The organism is Candidatus Aminicenantes bacterium, assembly GCA_026393795.1.
Taxonomy (GTDB): Bacteria; Acidobacteriota; Aminicenantia; order UBA2199; family UBA2199; genus UBA2199.
Genome location: JAPKZL010000066.1, coordinates 1 through 18,359 on the forward strand (window position 1 = coordinate 1; position 18,359 = coordinate 18,359).

Sequence of the window (18,359 nt, forward strand, 5' to 3'; positions counted from 1 at the left end):
TGGAAAGAAAAACAGACGGAACGATTATACTCAGAGGGAATCGATGGGGAATAATATGTCGGAGTTTTATTTATCAGTGCCGGGTGACTTTAATCACCCTTGATCTTCAGTTTAGACCAGCGTATTAACGATGCTTTTATTTACCATAATTGGGCAACAGCCCGTCAAATTTAGCAATTCGTTTTATAAAGCCAGGAGCCTCCGGGGCTTGGTCTCGATTTTAGACTTTCGTGTAAAAAAAAGCCTCCTTGCGCCTTGCCCTTGAACAAAACCACTAATTTTAAGAAGTACACTATAGCCAATATCGTGAATGTGTAGCATTTATTGCCTGCTTTTCACGATTATATTGACAATAGCGTGAAAAAGGATACAATATCAATATATGGCAAAAACACTTAATGTTTTTAACAAAATAAGTTCTTTCCGCGCAAGATATTATAAGGCGTCTGTGGGCCAGGATGCGCTTATTGAACTTATCGCTGAAAATGAAGTTGCTGAACAGGTGTATAACTCAAATGCCATAGAAAACAGCACGCTTACCCTTGAGGAAACGGAAAAAATACTTCTTCAAATCGATTTGGATAGATATATAACCGAACGAGAAATTTTTGAAACCAAAAATCTTGCGCGAGTTGTGTCGTATATTAACAAAAGAGCCAAGGAACAAGAACTTACCCTCGCGGTAATCTTATCTCTTCATAGAATGCTGCTCGCCAATATCCGCGATGATGTTGCCGGAAGGTTCAGGAAAGATAATGAGTATGTCCGTGTTGCGAATCAGATCGCCCCCAATCCGCAAGAAATCACCGGGAGGCTTGAAAAGATGTTGGTGGAATATAATGCCGCAAGCCATGAAAACATTATAAAACGCATCGCGAGGTTGCACCTTGCTTTTGAATATACTCATCCGTTTGTTGACGGCAATGGCCGTATCGGCAGAGTGATAAATAATTACCTGCTTATACGAGAAGGATTTGTTCCGATAAATATAAAATTTATTGATCAAAAAACGTATTACGAGGCATTCATGGAATTTGATGGAAAGGGCGCAACGAAAATAATGGAGGAAATAGTCGGCAGGGCGCTTAGCAACAGTTATCACAAACGATTGGCGTATTTGGAAGGTAAGAAAATAATTACTCTGGCCGAATACGCCAAAAATAATAGACTTTCTCATTCAAACCTTATCAATAAAGCCGGCCGGCAAACCATTGAAGCTTTTTTAGAAAAAGACGTTTGGAAAATTGCTGAAGATTTTAAAAAGGCATGAGGTCTTGAATTGACAGTTTTTGCTATTCTTTCCCATCTGCCGCGGCAAACAACTCAGCAAGCAGACGTTGCGATTCCCGCAGGCCGGATTCGGTAAAGGCAACCGATTTTGTTTTGCCGACAGGATTGGAAATGAAGCCTTTTTTGTGCAGTCGATCCATGGCATCCCAATCGAAGGATTTCCAGGCCCGAAAATCGTCATGCAGGCCAAGGTGCAACAAGGCCAGAACAACCCGATCGATCTTCTCCGTATCGAGTTTCATGAAAACCTCCTTGGGGCGGTTCTATTGTAGCATATACCTTAAAATTGAAGAATAAAACAGGGCGAAAGAAGCCATAGGTGTTTGGCCTCCGGATTCCAGAAATCACCATCGCTACCAGCATTCGAAATAATTTTAATTTATGTTATAATTTACGTCGAGGTAAAATCAAATGTCACCTACAAAAACCATCATAAATAAAGCCCTGAACCTGAAGCCTGCCGAACGATTCATCGTTATTGAAGCTCTCGTAAACAGCCTTGACAATCCCGATCCGGCAATTGATAAAGCATGGGCAATAGAAGCGGAAAAACGGCTTAAAGCTTATAAAGTCGGGAAATTAAAAACTGTTTCTTTTGAGGCAATGTTTCCAAAGCATTCATGAAAATTGAAATCCTGCAAATCGCCCGCCTGGAATTTGAAAACGCACAAGAGTTTTACGAACTGGAGCAATCCGGTTTGGGCGCCAGATTTGAAAATGAAATCAGACAGGCGTTATTGCGCATCCAGCAATATCCGAAAGTTTGGTCAACGGAACGAAAAGAAATCCGCCGTTGTTTTATCCACAAATTCCCCTATAAAATCATCTACTCGGTCCAAAAAGAAATTATCGTTGTACTCGCATTTGCTCATTTACATAGAAAACCGGATTATTGGATTGATAGAATAAAATAATCTTCGACAGCCTAAGGAGTCAGATCTCCAAGTTCCAGAAATCATCATCGATCCTTACCCCAACAATGCCATTTTTCTTAATTATTTCTCGGGCATTGCGCATCCCCAAGGGGGACATACTTTCACTATGATTTCAAACATTCTTTAAGTTGTTGAAATCATTCAGTGAAAGTATACCATTACTTGATGTTTTCAGCAGCCAGCAGAATTAGCTGAAAACATAGTAATGGTAGACAAATTAGATTCGCCAAAGTCGGGGAATGATTTGTGCTGCATAACGAACAATTGCCCAACACCGGCTTCTGCGCTATAATGGCACTTCATTTGCAGGAGGACCTTCAATGATCAACGAAGCCATTTTCAGGGAATACGATATCCGCGGCCTGGCCGAGACCGAGCTGCAGGATGCGGTGGTCGAGCGCATCGCCATGGCCGCCGCCGCCATCTACGTGCGCGAGGGGAAAAGGGAGATCGCCATGGGCATGGACGGCCGCCCCAGCTCCGTGCGCATCAAGGACCTTTTCAGTCGCACCCTGGCCCGCTACGGCCTGCGCGTCACTGACCTGGGCCTGGTGCCCACGCCGGTGGTCTATTTCGCCGCCTTCAAGCATAAGATGGACGGCGCCGTCATCATCACCGCCTCGCACAACCCCTCCGAGTACAACGGCTTCAAGCTCCTGCTCGGCACGGCGGCGCTGTACGGCGAGCAGATCAAGGAGATCTACCGCCTGGCCTGCGATGGGCCTTATCCCAAAGAAAAGAAGGGGTCGGTCAAGAGCAAGGACATCCTGCCCGAATACCTGGCTTACATCGAAAAAAACATTACCCTGAAAAAGAAGATCCGCGTGGTCGTCGACGGCGGCAACGGCACCGGCGGCATCACCGCCCCTGAATTGTACCGCCGCCTGGGCGCCGAAGTCATTCCCATCTTCTGCGACGTCGACGGCCGCTTCCCCAACCACCACCCCGACCCCACCGTGGTCAAGAACCTGCAGGACCTCATCGCCAAGGTGAAGGAAAAAGGCGCCGATCTGGGCATCGGCTTGGACGGCGACGCCGACCGCCTGGGCGTGGTCGACTCGTTAGGGCGCATCCTCTGGGGCGACCAGCTTTTGATTATTTACGCCCGCGCTATCCTGAAAGACCATCCTGGCGCCAAGATCATCTCGGAGGTGAAAGCTTCAGAAGTCCTGTACTCCGAAATCAGAAAATACGGCGGCGTACCCATTATGTGGAAAGCCGGCCATTCGCTGATCAAAAAGAAACTTTTCGAGGAGAACGCCCTGGCCGCCGGCGAGGTCAGCGGCCACATGTTTTTCAACGACAAGTGGTTCGGCTTCGACGACGCCGTCTACGCCGGGGCGCGTCTGCTGGAAATCCTGGGTAATTCGCCGCAATCGCTGGCCGAAATATTTGATTCCATTCCGGCGACGTTCAACACGCCCGAGATCCGCGTCGATGCCGGCGACGATATCAAATTCCACATCGTGGACGCCATCCGCGAGCACTATAAAAAAATACTGCCAGTGATCGATATCGACGGCGCCCGGGTCAAGTTCCCGCACGGCTGGGCCCTGGTCCGCGCCTCCAACACCCAGCCGTCCCTGGTCGTCCGCTACGAAGCCGACTCGGCCGCGGAGCTGCAAAAGATCCAGGCTGAGGTCGACGCAGTGATCCGCCGCATCCAGGCGCAGATCGGCGGCTGACGTGCTGCACGCCATCAAGATCGTCCTATTGGCCCTGGTGCAGGGAGTTACGGAATTTTTCCCGGTCAGCTCCAGCGGCCACCTGCTCGTTTTCCAGAAGCTGCTCGACTTCACCACTCTGCCCCTGGTCTACGACATTTTTTTTCACCTCGGCACCCTGCTGGCGGTCATCGCTTATTTTGCCAAGGACCTGAAGCCGCTGGCGCTGCGTTTCTACGAAAAGGACAATTTCCGCATGCTGCTGCTGCTGGCGACCGCTTCCCTGCCGACGGCACTCATCGGTTTTCTGGGCAAGGATTTTTTTGAAGGGCTTTTCAAGAACACGGCCTACCTGGGATTCAGCTTTCTTTTCACCGCCGGCGTTCTCCTGGCCAGCCGCTTCCTGCGCCTGAAGAACATCGCTCTCTTCCCGGCCGCCTTCATCATCGGCGTCTGCCAGGGCATCGCCATCATCCCCGGCGTTTCGCGCTCCGGCATGACCATCGCCGCGGCCCTGATCCTGGGGCTGGGCTTCGAATTCTCCTTCCGCTTCTCCTTCCTGCTCTCCATCCCGGCCATCCTGGGCGCCACCCTCCTGGAGTTGGACAAGATCCCCAGGCAGGGCAACCAGTGGCCCTTGCTCATCTTGGCCGTCCTGGCGGCGGTTTTTTTCGGCTACCTGGCCCTGGGAGTATTGAAAAAAATCCTGATGCGGGAAAAATTCGCCAACTTTTCAGTTTATCTGCTGGCGCTAGGGATCCTGGTCCTTATTTTCCTTTAACCCCGGACTGAGAGCTCGGTTTGCGCTTAAACCGGAACTCACTCCTGCAGCTTCTGGCGCACCAGCTCGGTGATGGTCCGGAAATCGATCTTGCCGCTGCCCATCTTGGGAAACTCGTCGAGGATGACGAATTGCTTGGGCAGGGCGATGTTGGGCAGTTCCTCGGCCATGGCTTTGAGCAGCTTTTTCTCGTTGACCGGCTTGTTCAGGGCGGCGACGATGCGAGCCCCCTTGAGCGAATCGGGGACTTCGACCACGCAGCAGTCGTCGCCGTGAGGCAGCAGCGACAGCAGGACGGTCTCGACCTTGACCAGCGAGACCATTTCGCCGCCAATCTTGACAAAGCGTTTGAGTCGGCCCCGGTGCCACAGGTAGCCCTCTTCATCCAGGAGGCCCATGTCGCCGGTCTCGTACCAGCCGTCCTTGATGCGCAGCGAGGTCTCCTCGAGGTCGTCGAAATAGCCCTTCATCACCAGGTCGCCCTTGACCAGTATCTTGCCCTCACTCCCCGGCGGCAGGGTCTCGCCGCTGTTGATGTCCACGATCTTCACCCGCACCGACGGCAGCACCTTGCCGATGCTCCCCGGCTTGTTGGCGTCGGGCAGGTTGGTGGAAACTACCGGGCTGGTCTCGGTGGTGCCGTAGCCCTCGCAGAGCTCCAGATTGTGCTTGTCGAGAAAACCCTGGCGCAGCGAGTCGGGGGTCTTGTCGGCCCCGGCCACGGCGACGCGCAGCGAGGCGAAATCGCCCGGCTCCGACTGGCGCAAATAGCCGGAAAAGAAGCTCGGCGTGCCGACCATCAGCGACACCTTTTCCTCGCGCACGATCGAGCAAACCTTTTTGTATTCCAGGGGATTGGCGTAGCAAACGACGGTCATGCCGAAGAGCAGCGGCAGCCAGAAATTGATGGTGTGGCCAAAGACGTGGAACAGGGGCAGGTTGGCCAGCATGATGTCGGCGCTGGTCACGGACAAGACCTTGGCGATGTCCATCACGTTGGAGCCGATGTTGCGGTGGGTAAGCTGGACCGCCTTGGGGTCCTTCTCGCTCCCCGAGGTGAACAGGATCACCAGATTGTCGTCGACGTCGCCCTGATGGATCGCCCGCAGCAGGATGTTCAGCGGGAGCTTGGATTTCAGCAGCGCCTTCACCTTTTCGGCGGCGCCGATCTCCTCCATGATGTCCTCGATGAAGACCATGCCCGAGACCATGCGGCAGCCGATCTTTTCCAACAACCCCTTGGAGGCGATGATGGTCTTGAAGCCGCATTTCTTCTGGGCATACTCGGCGTTGCTGGCGGCGCCGGTCGAATAGTTGATCATCACCGGCACCTTGCCGGCGCAGAGCACGCCGAGCACCGAGAGCATGCAGCCGGCCGAGGTCGGGATCATGATGCCGATGAAGCCGTCATGATACTTGCGGAAGCGGTTGGCCAGGATCAGCGTGGCGATCAGGGCCTTGGAATAAGGCACGTTCTTCTCGGTGAAACGGTCGATAATGGCCAGCTTGTCCGGATATTGTTTGGCGATCTTGACGAACTCCTGGTGCAAAAGCATGGGCCACCTCCGGAATTTAGGGATTTAACGAACCCTTATAACACAGTCGGAATTTTTTTGAAAGCAAGCGGCGCGATTTATTTCGTCTTGACCTTCTTGTCCTTGATCTTCATCTTTTTCATCTTCTTGGCGATCGAGTTGCGGTGCAGCTTGATGCTCAGCGACATCTTCAGGACATTGTAGTCGTATTTTTCAAGCAGCGCCTGCATCAGGGTCTTTTCGAACTCCTCGGTGATCTCCTTATAAAAAAGGTAGCGCGAGTTGACCGCCTTGCCGGCCAGAATCTTCATCTGATTCTTGATGGTCAGGGCTTCAAATTGTTCGGCGATCTCGGTTATCTTTTTGGTAGTCATGGAGTTTGATCGATTTCAGCTTGTCGCGCCAGGCCGGGGGCAGCAGCTGGATCCCCGTCTTCATGACGCTGACCAAATACGGCGCCAACTGCGACTTCCGCAGCAATTCGCGCACCAGGCCGCGGATCAGCCCGAAGAGGATCGAGAAAAAGAAGATGGCGATGAACAGCAGGTCGATGATGTTCAGGGCGCTGCTCACAATTCCTCCCCGGTCAGGATGCGGTAAATTTCCAGGTAGGTATCGCGAGTCCGGTTGACCACTTCCGCCGGAAGCTCGGGCGGCGGCGATTTCCGGTCCCAGGACGAACCGAGCAAATGGTTGCGCACCAGCTGCTTGTCGTAGGAAGGCTGTTCCTGCCCGGGCCGGTACTCCGCCAGCTTCCAGAAGCGCGAGGAATCGGGGGTGAAAATCTCGTCGATCAGGACGACGGCACCCTTTTCATCCCGGCCGAACTCGAACTTGGAGTCGGCAATGATGATCCCCCTTTCAACCGCGTAGGCGCTGGCCGCGGCGAATAACTTCTGCGAAAGGGATTGAACCTGTTGCGCGGTTTCACGGCCCAGCAGGTCGGCCAGCTGGCCGAAGCTCATGTTCTCGTCATGGCCGGTCTCGGCTTTGCTCGTCGGCGTGAAGATCGGTTCGGGCAAACTGTCGGCGAACTTCAAGCCTTTGGGCAGCTTGATGCCGCAGATCTCGCCGCTTTTCTGGTACGACTGCCAGCCCGACCCCACCACGTAGCCGCGGATGATCGCTTCCAACGGCAGCGCCGTCAGCTTTTTGGCCAGCAGGGCCCGCTTCTCGAGCTTCTTGAAATAGGGCTTGAACTCAGGGCTGGTTTCCGGCTCGGCGCTGAGCACGTGGTTGGGAATCAGGTTCTTCGTCCGCTCGAACCAGAAGGCGGCGATGCGGTTCAACACCTGACCCTTGCCCGGGATCAGCGAGGGCAGCACGTAGTCAAAGGCCGAAATGCGGTCGCTGGAGACGATCAGCAGCCTGCCGTCGACCTCGAACACGTCGCGGACCTTGCCCTTTTTGAATAATTTGAACGGCAATTCTGCTTTGCCGAACGAGTTCAATTGCCCTCTCCTCATACCTTCATCGTGAATTGAAAAGCTGTATTTTATTTAATCTTTTTGGGTTTGTCAATTATCAAAATATTTTTTTGCAATTGCAAAAATAATTTTAAATTTGTTGAAAAAGGTTAAAACTTGTAAACTTGACTCCAGCGCTGACAAATACAAGAATGAGCCTACCGTCCCCATTTGTTTAGACCTGATCCCAGTTGTTTTGTTCACACGCACCGTCGCCATGGATTCAGGAGAGCGACAGCCGGTGGTGGGCCAGCGCCAGCATTCCCTGGACCGGGACGTGGTGCGGGCAGGCCCGCTCGCAAAGGCCGGGGCAGTGGCGGCAGGCGTCGGCCTTGGCCGACGTGAGCTTGGCGTACTGGGCCATGGCCCACTTCTCCCGGCCCTGGGCGGAGAAGTAGTGGTGAAAACGCATGATGGTGTTGACCGGAACCCCGTGCGGGCAGCTCGGCTCGCACTCCCCGCAGGCGTGTCGGCAGTAGAGCGCCCCTCGATGTAGAGTGGATCGACCTCCTTGCCCTCCTTCTTCAATGCCTCCACCCGGTCCTTCAGCCCCTGGTACTTCCCGGCCGGATTGACCTTCATCAGCGTGACGCCGATCTTCTTGGCAGCGCAGGCCTCCAGGACTTTTTGGCCGGCCTCGCGCTGCAGGAAGTTGTAGGCCATCAGGAAGACGTCGAAGCGGCCGTCGGCGGCGGCGGCCAGCAGTACTTTTTCCATGCTCTCTTCCGGGGCCCGGAACCAGTTGGGGCCGTGGTGCGAGACGCCGCAGAAGCGGAGTTTTCCCTCCTTCTTCAGCTGCTCCATGGCCTGGTGAAAGCCCGGGGTGGCCAGCAGCTCGGCCCGCTCCGGCATGTGCATCATCAAGCAGTCGATGTAGTCGGTCTGCAGTTCCTCCAGGCACTTGGCAAAACGCCTGAGGAAGTTTTCCTTGCTCGCGTCCGTTTCGATCTCCAGTTTTGAGGTGATGAAGAGCGACTTGCGGTCCAGGCCCGGCAGCGCCTGGCCGATGGCCCGCTGATTGCCGTAGCTCTCGGCGGTGTCGACGTAGTTGACGCCGGCGGCGAATATGGCCTTCAGCACCGCGCTGTTGTTGCAGAAGCCGGTGGAGATGTCCGAGACCCTGAACCCGGTCCGGCCCAGAGTGCGGAAGCCGCGGATCTTGCTTTCCGCCGGGGCCGGGGCGGCCGGGGGGGCGGTCTGGGCGGCGGCGGTCCCGCCGAATCCGGCCACCCCCGCTCCCACCGCGGCGCTGACGGAACGGGAGATGAATTTCCGGCGATTGATGGCCGATGGCTTGCTCATGGATCCTCCTTGGGGCTATCCGTATTGACTGACAGGAAATAAATTTTTTCGCATGACCGGATTTTAAGAAAAATCGGATGAAATTGCAACCGCCGGTTGTGCGTCCGGTGCCATTCCTTTCAAGATTTTTTTTCGTTGACAAGCATGATATCAACTTCAATCGTTGTTTCACTAAGAAATAAAACATGCCATGAATCCCCCCGTCCCTTCGGGACACCCCCCTTGGGGTAAGGGGGGGAGTTCGTAGGGGCGACCCGGCGGGTCGCCCTGCTCATCGGGCAATCGTAGACAGGGCGTTCCACCTCCTTCGGAGGCAGACAAATCAAATCCACCAAAGTCGGTGGATAGTTTGTGCTGCCGGAACGCCCCTACATCTCCCCCTTTGCTGAAGGGGGGATGCTGGGGGGATCTATATAATAAAATAAATAGACATAGTTCATTTCTATATGATCAGCATCGCGTCGCCGTAGGAGAAGAAGCGGTAGTCGTTTTCGACGGCCCGGGCGTAGGCTTTCTTCATTAGGTCGAGACCGGCGAAGGCAGATACCAGAATAAAAAGCGAGGACTTCGGCAAATGGAAATTGGTGAGCAGCTTGTCGATCATTTGGAAGCGAAAACCGGGGCTGATGAAAATGTCGGTGCTGAACTCGGCCGGCGCATCGGGGAGCAGGGCGAAGCTTTCCAATGAGCGCACGGATGTGGTGCCCACGGCGAGGAGCTTCTGGCCGCGTTCTTTCAGCTCGCGGATGTGGCCGGCCGTTTCGGCCGGAATGACGATCCTCTCGCTGCCCATGCGGTGGCGGCCGATGTCCTCGACCTCGATCTTCTGGAAGGTGGCCTCGCCCACCTCCAGGGTGATCTCTAAAAGCGGGTGCTTGGCGCGCACGGCCGCCAGCAGCTCGGGGGTGAAATGTAGCCCGGCCGTCGGCGCGGCGATGGAGCCGGGGTCTTTCGCGTAGACGGTCTGGTAGCGCTCCAGGTCGAAACAACGGTGCCGGGCGGCCTCCCCTGCCTTGCGCTTGATATAGGGCGGCAGCGGCGCGTAGCCGTGGTCGAGGACCTGCTCGTAGTCGCGATCGAACCGCAGCACCCGCCGGCCGCGTTCGCCCGCGGCCAGGACGTCGGCCCGCAGCCCGTCTTCGCCGATAAAAACAGCGCCCGACCGAAAATGGGCGGCCGGCTGGCAGAGGACTTCCATCTTTTTTGCGCCCAGGTTCCTGACGATCAGCATCTCCGCCGCCCTGCCGTTGATCTTTCCAAAGAGGCGGGCCGGCCGCACGCGCGAATTGTTCATGACCAGGAAATCATCAGCGGCCAGCAGTTCCGGAAGATCGGAAAAATGATAATGGCCGATCGCGCCGTTGCCCCGCTTGACCACCATCAATCTGGATCGATCGCGGCGCTCGGCCGGGAAACGGGCGATCAGTTCCGGCGGCAGGTCAAAATTGAATTCGGACAATTTCATGAAAGATAATTTTTATGTAGGGGCGAGGCTTGCCCTCGCCCCCAAATCAAAAGGTATTATTCCTGTTTTCCTTTACCGGCCGTAAAATCGTAGGCGTGCTTGAGGATGCCGGTGACGCTGGCCAGGTCGGCGACGTTGGTGGGCACGATCATCGAGTTGGTCGTCTTGGCCAGGCTGGCGAAAGACTGGATCCAGTCGGTGGCGATGCGCAGCGAGACGGCGTCCTTGCCGCCGGGCTGATTGATGGCCTTGCCAATCTCGACGATCCCCTGCGCCGTGGCCTTGGCCACCTCGAAGATGGCCGCCGCTTTTCCCAGCGCCTCGTTCTCCATGCGGATGCGCTCGCCCTCCGATTTCTTGATCGCCTCCTGCTTGTCGCCCTCGGCGCGGTTGATCTTGGCCTGTTTGTCGCCCTCGGAAAGGGCGATCTGCTCGAGCTTGACGCGCTCGGCCCGCATCTGTTTTTCCATGGCCTCGCGGATGGTCTGCGGCGGCTCGATGTTCTTGATCTCGTAGCGGGTCAGCTTGATGCCCCAGGGCGCCGATGCCTCGTCGATGGAGTTGACGATGGAGACGTTGACGTTCTCGCGCGATTCGAAGGTGCGGTCCAGCTCGATCTTGCCGATCTCGGAGCGCATGGTCGTCTGCGCCAGCTGGATGATGGCGAAGCGGTAGTCCATGATGCCGTAGCTGGCCTTGACCGGGTCGATGACCCGCATGTAGAGGATGCCGTCGATCTCCACCGAGATGTTGTCCTTGGTGATGCAGTTCTGCGGCGGCACGTCCACGGCCTGCTCCTTCAAAATGTGCCGGTAGGCCACGCGGTCGATGAACGGGACCAGGATGTGGAAGCCGGCGCCCAGGGTGCGCGAATACTTGCCCAGGCGCTCGATGACGTAGACCACCTGGTTGGGCACGACGATGGCGGTTCTGAGAATAGTGATGAAAATAAAAAAGGCCAGGACGGCCAGGACGATGACGGTTGGATTCATTTCAGAGCTCCTTCTTGATTTTTTCAACCTGCAGTGTCAAGTTGCTGCGGCCGGTGACGCGCACGCTTTCCCCGGCGGCGATGAATTCGTTGGCCATGGCGTCCCAGTTGGTGCCGTGGTACTTGACCTTGCCGTTGCCTTTTCCGGGATCGATGGCGTTGACGACCAGGACGATCTTGCCGACTTCCAGGTCGAACAGCTGGGCGTCATCAATGTCCTTCATGTTGCCGGTCAGGGTCTTTTTCAAGTAGCGGCGCAGCAAAAACAGCAGCAGCAGCGAGGAGACGATGAAGACCGCCAGCTGGGCGGCCAGCCCTGTGGTCAGCCCCAGGGCCGTAGCCAGGGCGGTGACCAGCGCCCCGCCGCCGAAAAAGGCCAGCACGAAATGCGGATAGAAGAGTTCGACAAAGATCAGCAGGATGCCGGCCAGCGTCCACAAAAAACCGATGCTGAATTCGACGCCTATTAGTTTCATGCTTCCTTATATAGTAAAAACCCGGCGAAAAGTCAATTGCGGCCCGGTCCCGGCGAAGACGGTTTGCAAGCTTCGACGATGACGGCATAGCCGCGGCTGAAAAACAGCAGGCCGTCCAGCCGCGAGAACAGCCAGAAGAAAGGATAAAGGAATGCGTACAGGCGGTAACTTTTTTTCACCGCCTTGAGCTTTTTCAGGCTGCTGGGGGCAATGCCTTTGCCCGGGGAATGGCGTTTGCGGTCGAGAACCTTGACATAGGTCCAATTCAGCAGCAATTCCAGGAATTCGGTGAAGAACTTCGCGTACGAGCCTGAGCGGACGGGGCGGAGCCCGGAGGCGCTCAGGAGTTCCTCCAGGTCGGGAATGTCGAAGCCGGTGCGCACGTGGCCGTACTCCAGGTTGTTCATACCCGACCAGCGCTTCAGGCGCACCACCAGCTTGCGCTCGTTGCCGTTGGGGGTGGTGACCACAGCGCGGCCGCCCGGCTTCAGCACCCGGAACGACTCGGCGGCCAGGAGCTCGGGCTGCTGCAGGTGCTCGTGCACGTCGATGCACACCAGCAGGTCAAAAGAAGCGTCGGCAAACGGCAGCCGGCAGGCCGCCTTGTCCAGCAGATGCACCGGGGCGTTGAGCAGCTTTTGCATGCCGGCCCGGGTATCGTTTTCGAACTCGGCCCAGGCCCATTCGCCGCCCAGACGGCCGAGGTGGTAATTGATGGCGCCGTTGTTGTCGCCGCAGGTGATCAGCAGGCACTTTCGCTCCGTTTCCTCGCCCAGGAATTTTTTCAGGGCCCTGACCTTCATTTTCTTTTTCAGCGAGCGGTCGTACATCTGCAGCTGCCAGGGGCGCTTGGCTTGTTTCATCATGGCCGCAATTCTATTATCCAGCCGGACATTTGTCAACCACGCCGCAGGCGGCGCTATTGACGGCCAGCCGGGATTCGCCTACAATCGGGCACGGCATGAGCGGAAAAACAAATTACTACCGGCGCCTGCTCGCCCTGTACCGCAGCTACCGCCGCCGCGATATCATCGTGGCGCCACCGCCGCTGCGCCTGTGGGTCGAGCTGAGCTCGCGCTGCAACCTGCGCTGCCCCGTCTGCCCGAACCGGGACCTGCCCGCTGCGGACAAGGGCGACATGGCCTGGCCGTTGTTCAAAAAGGTCATTGATCAGGGGCGGGAATTCGCCATCGAGATCAACCTCCACCACCGCGGTGAATCGCTGCTGCATCCGGAAGCCGGCCGTTTCATCAAATATGCCGCAACCCAGGGAGTTTTCAGCAAATTGCATACCAACGGCACCCTGCTCAGGGGCGAGGTGGCCGAGGCGGTCCTGGCTTCTGGGCTGCAGCGCCTGTCGATCTCTTTCGACGGCTTCAGCGCCGCATCATACGAGAAAAACCGCGTTGGCGCCAGTTTTGAACAGGTTACGGAAAATATCAGCGGCTTTTTGCAGCGGCGGCGGCAAATGCGAATGAAAACCCCGCATTTGGCGATCGAGATGATGCGCATCTCCCCTTCTCGGATCGAGGGGAAAAAACAAAATGAATTTGTCCATCGCTTTAAAAAACTTGGGCTGGATGAAGTGGTCTTCAAGAAAACGCACAATTGGGCCGGCCATTTTGGCGGCGCTGACGCGGCCGGGAAATTTTCCGCCTGCACTTTTCCCTGGAACGCCCTGGTGGTCTTTTTCAACGGCGACGTGGCCGCCTGCGCCCAGGATTTCTTCGGCCGCCAGCGGCTGGGAAACGCTCATGACAAACAACTCCTTGAGATATGGAACGACCTTCCCATGCAGGAATTGCGCCGGGCCTTCGCCGTTGCCGACATCTCGCCGTTCGCCGCCTGCCGGATTTGCGACCGCATCGGCCGCAGCACTGTGGCCGGCATCCCGCGCGAATACCTAAAACGGATGATCTTCAAGCGCATGCCGTAAAGACGTCCGCGCATTCGGGTCTTCAATAACCGCGGCATATCTGCTATAATGGCGTTTCGACAAAAGGATTCCAGGTGAAAACTCATTTGATCATCCCGCCCAGCGGCTACATCGCCCAGCGTTGGCAGGAGCACAACACCATGCCGCCGCTGGGGATATTGTTCATCGCCGCCGTGTTGGAAAAGAACAACCTGCCGGTTCGGGTCACGGCCTCCGACGTGCTGAAGCTGAAGCCGAATAGCATCCTGCAGGCGATCCGCGCATACGACGCCGATGTGATCGGCATGTCGATCACCACCGAGAACCGCTTCGAGATCTTCAACCTGCTGCGGACGATCAAGGCCGAATTTCCGCAAAAACTTCTGACAGTCGGCGGCCCCCACGCCACCATGGCCGGCATGGACATGGTCGCTCACATCCCGGCCATCGATCTGGCCGTGGTCGGCGAAGGCGAGCGCACCATCTTGGAAATTGCCGCCTGGTATGATGCCGGGGCAAACGAGCGCGAGCTGGCCAAGATCAAGGGGATCATCTTCCGCCGCGACGGCCGGGCCTTCTTCACCGGGGCGCGGCCGATGATCGAGGATCTTGACCCCCTCCCCTTCCCGGCCAAGCATCTCATCCCGATGGACAAGTACGATTTCCTCTGGCCGGTGGACGGCCGGCTACTGCGGGCGACCAACATCATCAGTTCGCGCGGCTGCCCCTTCCACTGCAATTTCTGCCCCACCCCCTTCACCTGGGGCCGCCAGGTGCGCGGCTATTCGCCACGACGGGTGGTCGAGGAGATCCGCTGGAACCGCGAGCGCTTCGGCGCCGAGGTGCTGTGGTTTTTCGACGACACCTTCAACTACAACGTCAAGCGCACCGAGGAGCTCTGCCGCCTGATCGTCAGCGAAAAGATGGGCATCCGCTTCGTGGCCGAACTGCGCATCGACATCCTCTCGTACGACCTGCTGGCGCTGATGCGCGACGCCGGCGTGCAGTACATCTCCTTCGGCGTCGAGGCCGGTTCGGAGCGGGTGCGCCGGGACATCATCCACAAGAACATCAGCGACGCCCAGGTCTTCCAGGCGGTGGAGTGGGCGCAGCAGCTCGGCATCAAGGCCACCGCCTTTTTCATATTCTCCCACCCCACCGAGACCTGGGCCGAGGCCCAGGAGAGCCTGAAATTCATCGACCGGATCAGGGGCAAGGCCGACATCACCGTTTCCATCCTGCACATCTATCCCGGCACCGAGCTGGAGGCCTACGCCAGGGAAAAGAAACTGCTCCCGGCCGACTTCTCCTGGACCCGGCACGACCGCCGGGTGGAGACCCTGCCGGCCGCCCAGGGCGACGTGCCGCTGTTCAGGGAGCAATTCACCTGGGCCCAGATCGGCGAGCTGATCCTCACCTGGTCGAGCGGCGCCAAGAAAATTTCCCTCTGGAAAAAAATCCCCGCCGTGCTCGGGTCGATCCGTTCGTTGCGTGACCTGGGCAAGTACCTGAGCATCGTTTGGGCTTATTTCAAAGTCAAGGTGCGGCGCCGCTAGCGCGGCAACGGAAGTCGCGCCCCGTTTTTTTTTCAACGCGATTCTGCTATAATGGATCCGCAAAATGACAGCGAAATCGATCAAAACTTTTTTTATCCTGTTCCTGCTGGCCGTCATCTTTTTCTCATTCGCCAGCGATATGGCGAAAACCAAACGAGGCGGCTTTTTCTCTGACGAATCGACCTATTTTTCCATTATCCAGAGCCTGGCCTTCGACCACGACCTGGAATACAGCCGCGCCGACATCGTCCGCATCCGCCAGATCTTCTGGACCGGCCCCATGGGCGTATTTTTAAAAAAGGGGCCCGACGGCCGGCTTTATTACGCCAAGTCCTTCGTCTACCCGCTGGCCGCGGCGCCGTTTTTCAGGCTGTTCGGAACCCACGGCATTCTTCTGGCCAACGGCCTGATGATATTTTTCGTCTTGCTCATGGGCTTCCTGCTGCTGCGCCAGCATCATCCCCCCGGCAAAAGCCTCGCCTGGACCCTCATCTACCTCTTTGCCAGCGTCGCTTTCATCTACATCTGGTGGATCACCGCCGACCTGTTCAATTTTTTCGTCAATTTCAGCGGCCTTTTTTTCTTCTTCTACAATTTTAAAAAGCCGGCCTGGAACGGTCTGGCCGGAATCTTTTTAGCCCTGGCCGTGTTTTCCAAGCCCAACAACATCCTCCATGTCGGCATCCTCTTCCTGCTGCTCCTCTATCAAAAAAACTGGAAAAAATTCCTGCTGACCGCGCTGGCCTGCCTGTTGGTCTTAAGCGGCCTCCTCTATTTCAGCCACGCCCAGACCGGGTCTTTCAATTACCAGGGCGGGGAGAGGAGATCCTTTTACGGCAATTTCCCCTTCGAGCGCTCCGACTTCACTTTCGCCGGCGGCGGCGTGCCGATGAGCAGCGACAATTACTGGAACCGCTTCTTCCTCAGCCCGGCCATCGTCGTCCACAACCTGTTTTACTATTTGTTCGGCCGCTTCACCGGCATGCTCGTCTATTTTCCCTCGGCCCTGTTCCTACTGCTGTTCTTCTTCTTCCAGAAGAAAAGGCCGGAGGATTGGTTCGTACTGGCCGCTATCGGCGCCGCCATCCTGTTCTACATCCTGATCACCCCCGACAACTATTTCGGCGGCGGCGGATCCCTGGGCAACCGCTATTTTTTCAACGTTTTTCCCCTGTTCTTCTTTCTCGGCTTTCGCGGCCGCGACGGCCGCTTTGCGCTGCTGCCGCTTTTCGTTGCCGCGGTTTTTCTGGCTCCGGTCTTCATGGACCCCATGTACCATTCCGGGTCGCCGCGCTTTCCCGGCATCTCCTTTCCGGTCAAGTTCTTCCCCCCCGAAAAAACCCAGTATGCCACCCTGCCCAGCAACACCAACCCGCGCGCCTTCAACAAGCAGGTCAACGACAAGTACACCCTGTTCTTTCTCAACGACAATTTCCACCCCATGGAGGACGAGTGCTTCTGGACCTATTCCGACCAGGAGCACGAATTGTTTCTGCTGGCGCCGCGGCAGGTCCAGACCTTCCTGGTGCAGCTGAAAAATATCCCGCTCGATAACCAGGTGCGCCTCCAGGCCGAGCACAAGGTCCAAAGGGTGTTCATCGCTGCCGGCGGTTCGCGCGAGGTGACCTTCAGCCACATCCCCGGCCTGCGCTTCGACGACCGCTACCTGTACCACTTCAAGATCAAGAGCAGCCGCTCCTACTGCCCCTACCTGGCCGATGCCGGCTCCAGCGACCAGCGCTGGCTGGGCGTACAGGCTCACATCGAACCCGGTTATTGAAGCCACGCCATGAAAATAGCAGCCGACCTTCACCTGCACTCCACCCTATCCCCCTGTTCGTCGCTGGAAATGTCCCCGGCCGCCATCGTCCGCCGCGCCCGCGAGCTGCGCCTGGATGCGATCGCCGTCACCGACCACAACAGCGTCGAAAACGGTTTCACGGCGGCGGAACTCGGTGAAAAAAACGGGGTGAAGGTCTTCTTCGGCATGGAGGCGCAGACCCGGGAGGACGTCCACATCCTGTGCCTCTTTCAGGAACGCCGCCCGGCCGAGAGTTTCAACGAGCGCGTGTACGAGCTGCTCCCCGACGTGAAGAACGACCCCGACTTTTTCGGCGACCAGGTGGTCGTCGACGGCGGGGACAATATCGTCCGCCACGAGCCGAGGCTGCTGCTCAACGCCCTGGATGCATCCATCCCGGAGCTGCTCGACCTGGTACGCCGCTATCAGGGCTTCGCCATCCCCGCCCATGTCGAGAGCGCTCCCTTCGGGCTGCTGGTCAACCTGGGGCTGGTCCCGGGCGAACTGGCCGGTTCGCTGCTGGAGATCTCCTACGCGGCCCGGAGCGAGGCGGTGCTGCGCATGTACCCGGACCTGGCCGGTTTCCGTCTGATCAGCAATTCCGACGCCCACTTCCTCAAGGATATCGGCCGCGCCTACACCGTTTATGACGCCGTCGACCGTTCCCTGCCCGCCCTGATCGAAGCCGCCCGGCGCGGCGCCTTCCGCATCCAGTATCCCCATGGTTGAAGATTGCTATACCTTAACTTAACACAAATTAAATCAACCAAACAAGGTTCAAACACTCTCCCCTATTAGGTTTTCAGACAATCCCCCCTTTTTTAGTATTTGTTAAATTTACTCTTTTTATGCATTTTGCGTTGCATTTGCGTTACATTTATGTTATATCTCATACAGGGGGCAAATATGGAAGTTAAACTGAGGGAACGGAAAGGCAAAAAAAAGACGGCGCTTAACTTGGCAATCTGGGAATCACAGGGGCGCAAGTGGCGGATCGAACCCTTGAAGCTCTACCTCTACCCTGGCCGGGATCGAAAGGCACAGAACGATGAAACCCTGGCCCTTGCAAAAACAATCCAGGCGAGACGGCAGGCTGAACTTCAAGCCGGGGAATATGGCATGGTTGCAGCTCACAAGCGAAAAGGAGATTTTATTTTATTTTTTGAAAAGTTGGCTGATGAA

20 protein-coding genes are annotated in these 18,359 nt (G+C 56.6%); 10 read left to right on the forward strand and 10 right to left on the reverse strand.

Translation table 11 applies throughout. The features are described from left to right. The first annotated feature begins 382 nt into the window (after window positions 1-382). The gene (locus NTW95_03110) at window positions 383-1,270 is read left to right on the forward strand and encodes a Fic family protein (GenBank protein MCX6556409.1); all 888 of its coding nucleotides are present in this window, start codon (window positions 383-385) and stop codon (window positions 1,268-1,270) included. Window positions 1,271-1,292: 22 nt separating this feature from the next. Here NTW95_03110 and NTW95_03115 read toward each other — a convergent pair whose 3' ends face one another. Then, window positions 1,293-1,532 carry a DUF6429 family protein gene (locus NTW95_03115; GenBank protein ID MCX6556410.1) on the reverse strand — a complete coding sequence of 80 codons (240 nt, stop codon included), beginning with the start codon at window positions 1,530-1,532 and terminating at the stop codon, window positions 1,293-1,295. Window positions 1,533-1,701: 169 nt separating this feature from the next. Here NTW95_03115 and NTW95_03120 point away from each other — a divergent pair, with 169 nt between their 5' ends. From NTW95_03120 to NTW95_03135, 4 genes are all read left to right on the forward strand, one after another. Continuing rightward, window positions 1,702-1,914, forward strand: a complete 213-nt coding sequence (locus tag NTW95_03120; protein ID MCX6556411.1) for an addiction module protein — start codon at window positions 1,702-1,704, stop codon at window positions 1,912-1,914. Further along, complete coding sequence (locus tag NTW95_03125; protein MCX6556412.1) at window positions 1,911-2,204, forward strand: type II toxin-antitoxin system RelE/ParE family toxin; 294 nt, start codon at window positions 1,911-1,913, stop codon at window positions 2,202-2,204. The genes NTW95_03120 and NTW95_03125 overlap by 4 nt, the downstream gene beginning before the upstream one ends. Before the next feature lie 341 nt (window positions 2,205-2,545). Next, the gene (locus tag NTW95_03130) at window positions 2,546-3,910 is read left to right on the forward strand and encodes a phosphomannomutase/phosphoglucomutase (protein ID MCX6556413.1); all 1,365 of its coding nucleotides are present in this window, start codon (window positions 2,546-2,548) and stop codon (window positions 3,908-3,910) included. Window position 3,911: 1 nt separating this feature from the next. Then, a complete protein-coding gene (locus NTW95_03135; protein ID MCX6556414.1) occupies window positions 3,912-4,670 on the forward strand; it encodes an undecaprenyl-diphosphate phosphatase in 759 nt (252 codons plus the stop codon). 38 nt (window positions 4,671-4,708) lie between these two features. On the opposite strand, the gene NTW95_03140 is transcribed toward NTW95_03135, so the two are convergent. The 9 genes from NTW95_03140 to NTW95_03180 all read right to left on the reverse strand — a co-directional run bounded on the left by NTW95_03140 (window position 4,709) and on the right by NTW95_03180 (window position 12,771). Next, window positions 4,709-6,226 carry an AMP-binding protein gene (locus NTW95_03140; protein ID MCX6556415.1) on the reverse strand — a complete coding sequence of 506 codons (1,518 nt, stop codon included), beginning with the start codon at window positions 6,224-6,226 and terminating at the stop codon, window positions 4,709-4,711. A gap of 77 nt (window positions 6,227-6,303) precedes the next feature. Continuing rightward, the gene (locus NTW95_03145) at window positions 6,304-6,579 is read right to left on the reverse strand and encodes a hypothetical protein (GenBank protein MCX6556416.1); all 276 of its coding nucleotides are present in this window, start codon (window positions 6,577-6,579) and stop codon (window positions 6,304-6,306) included. After that, entirely contained in the window at window positions 6,539-6,778 is a 240-nt protein-coding gene (locus NTW95_03150) for a hypothetical protein (GenBank protein MCX6556417.1), read from the reverse strand. Before NTW95_03150 ends, NTW95_03145 begins: the two co-directional genes overlap by 41 nt. After that, window positions 6,775-7,656, reverse strand: a complete 882-nt coding sequence (locus NTW95_03155) for a phosphoribosylaminoimidazolesuccinocarboxamide synthase (GenBank protein ID MCX6556418.1) — start codon at window positions 7,654-7,656, stop codon at window positions 6,775-6,777. The genes NTW95_03150 and NTW95_03155 overlap by 4 nt, the downstream gene beginning before the upstream one ends. A 66-nt stretch (window positions 7,657-7,722) precedes the next feature. Next, window positions 7,723-8,973 carry an aldo/keto reductase gene (locus NTW95_03160; protein ID MCX6556419.1) on the reverse strand — a complete coding sequence of 417 codons (1,251 nt, stop codon included), beginning with the start codon at window positions 8,971-8,973 and terminating at the stop codon, window positions 7,723-7,725. 442 nt (window positions 8,974-9,415) lie between these two features. Continuing rightward, window positions 9,416-10,438 (reverse strand): tRNA preQ1(34) S-adenosylmethionine ribosyltransferase-isomerase QueA, encoded by a 1,023-nt coding sequence (gene queA, locus NTW95_03165; protein ID MCX6556420.1) that lies wholly within the window; start codon window positions 10,436-10,438, stop codon window positions 9,416-9,418. 56 nt (window positions 10,439-10,494) lie between these two features. After that, window positions 10,495-11,430 (reverse strand): paraslipin, encoded by a 936-nt coding sequence (locus NTW95_03170; protein MCX6556421.1) that lies wholly within the window; start codon window positions 11,428-11,430, stop codon window positions 10,495-10,497. A gap of 1 nt (window position 11,431) precedes the next feature. Beyond that, window positions 11,432-11,905 (reverse strand): NfeD family protein, encoded by a 474-nt coding sequence (locus tag NTW95_03175; protein MCX6556422.1) that lies wholly within the window; start codon window positions 11,903-11,905, stop codon window positions 11,432-11,434. 32 nt (window positions 11,906-11,937) lie between these two features. After that, window positions 11,938-12,771 carry a methyltransferase domain-containing protein gene (locus NTW95_03180; protein ID MCX6556423.1) on the reverse strand — a complete coding sequence of 278 codons (834 nt, stop codon included), beginning with the start codon at window positions 12,769-12,771 and terminating at the stop codon, window positions 11,938-11,940. Between the two features lie 95 nt (window positions 12,772-12,866). Here NTW95_03180 and NTW95_03185 point away from each other — a divergent pair, with 95 nt between their 5' ends. From NTW95_03185 to NTW95_03205, 5 genes are all read left to right on the forward strand, one after another. Next, on the forward strand, window positions 12,867-13,841 hold the full coding sequence (locus NTW95_03185) for an SPASM domain-containing protein (GenBank protein ID MCX6556424.1): 975 nt from the start codon (window positions 12,867-12,869) through the stop codon (window positions 13,839-13,841). A gap of 74 nt (window positions 13,842-13,915) precedes the next feature. Further along, complete coding sequence (locus tag NTW95_03190) at window positions 13,916-15,376, forward strand: radical SAM protein (protein MCX6556425.1); 1,461 nt, start codon at window positions 13,916-13,918, stop codon at window positions 15,374-15,376. A gap of 64 nt (window positions 15,377-15,440) precedes the next feature. Further along, window positions 15,441-17,156 carry a hypothetical protein gene (locus tag NTW95_03195; protein ID MCX6556426.1) on the forward strand — a complete coding sequence of 572 codons (1,716 nt, stop codon included), beginning with the start codon at window positions 15,441-15,443 and terminating at the stop codon, window positions 17,154-17,156. 9 nt (window positions 17,157-17,165) lie between these two features. Further along, window positions 17,166-17,906, forward strand: coding sequence for a PHP domain-containing protein (locus tag NTW95_03200; GenBank protein ID MCX6556427.1), 741 nt, complete (start codon window positions 17,166-17,168; stop codon window positions 17,904-17,906). Between the two features lie 177 nt (window positions 17,907-18,083). Then, the coding region (locus tag NTW95_03205) for a hypothetical protein (protein MCX6556428.1) at window positions 18,084-18,359 on the forward strand (276 nt) is incomplete at its 3' end.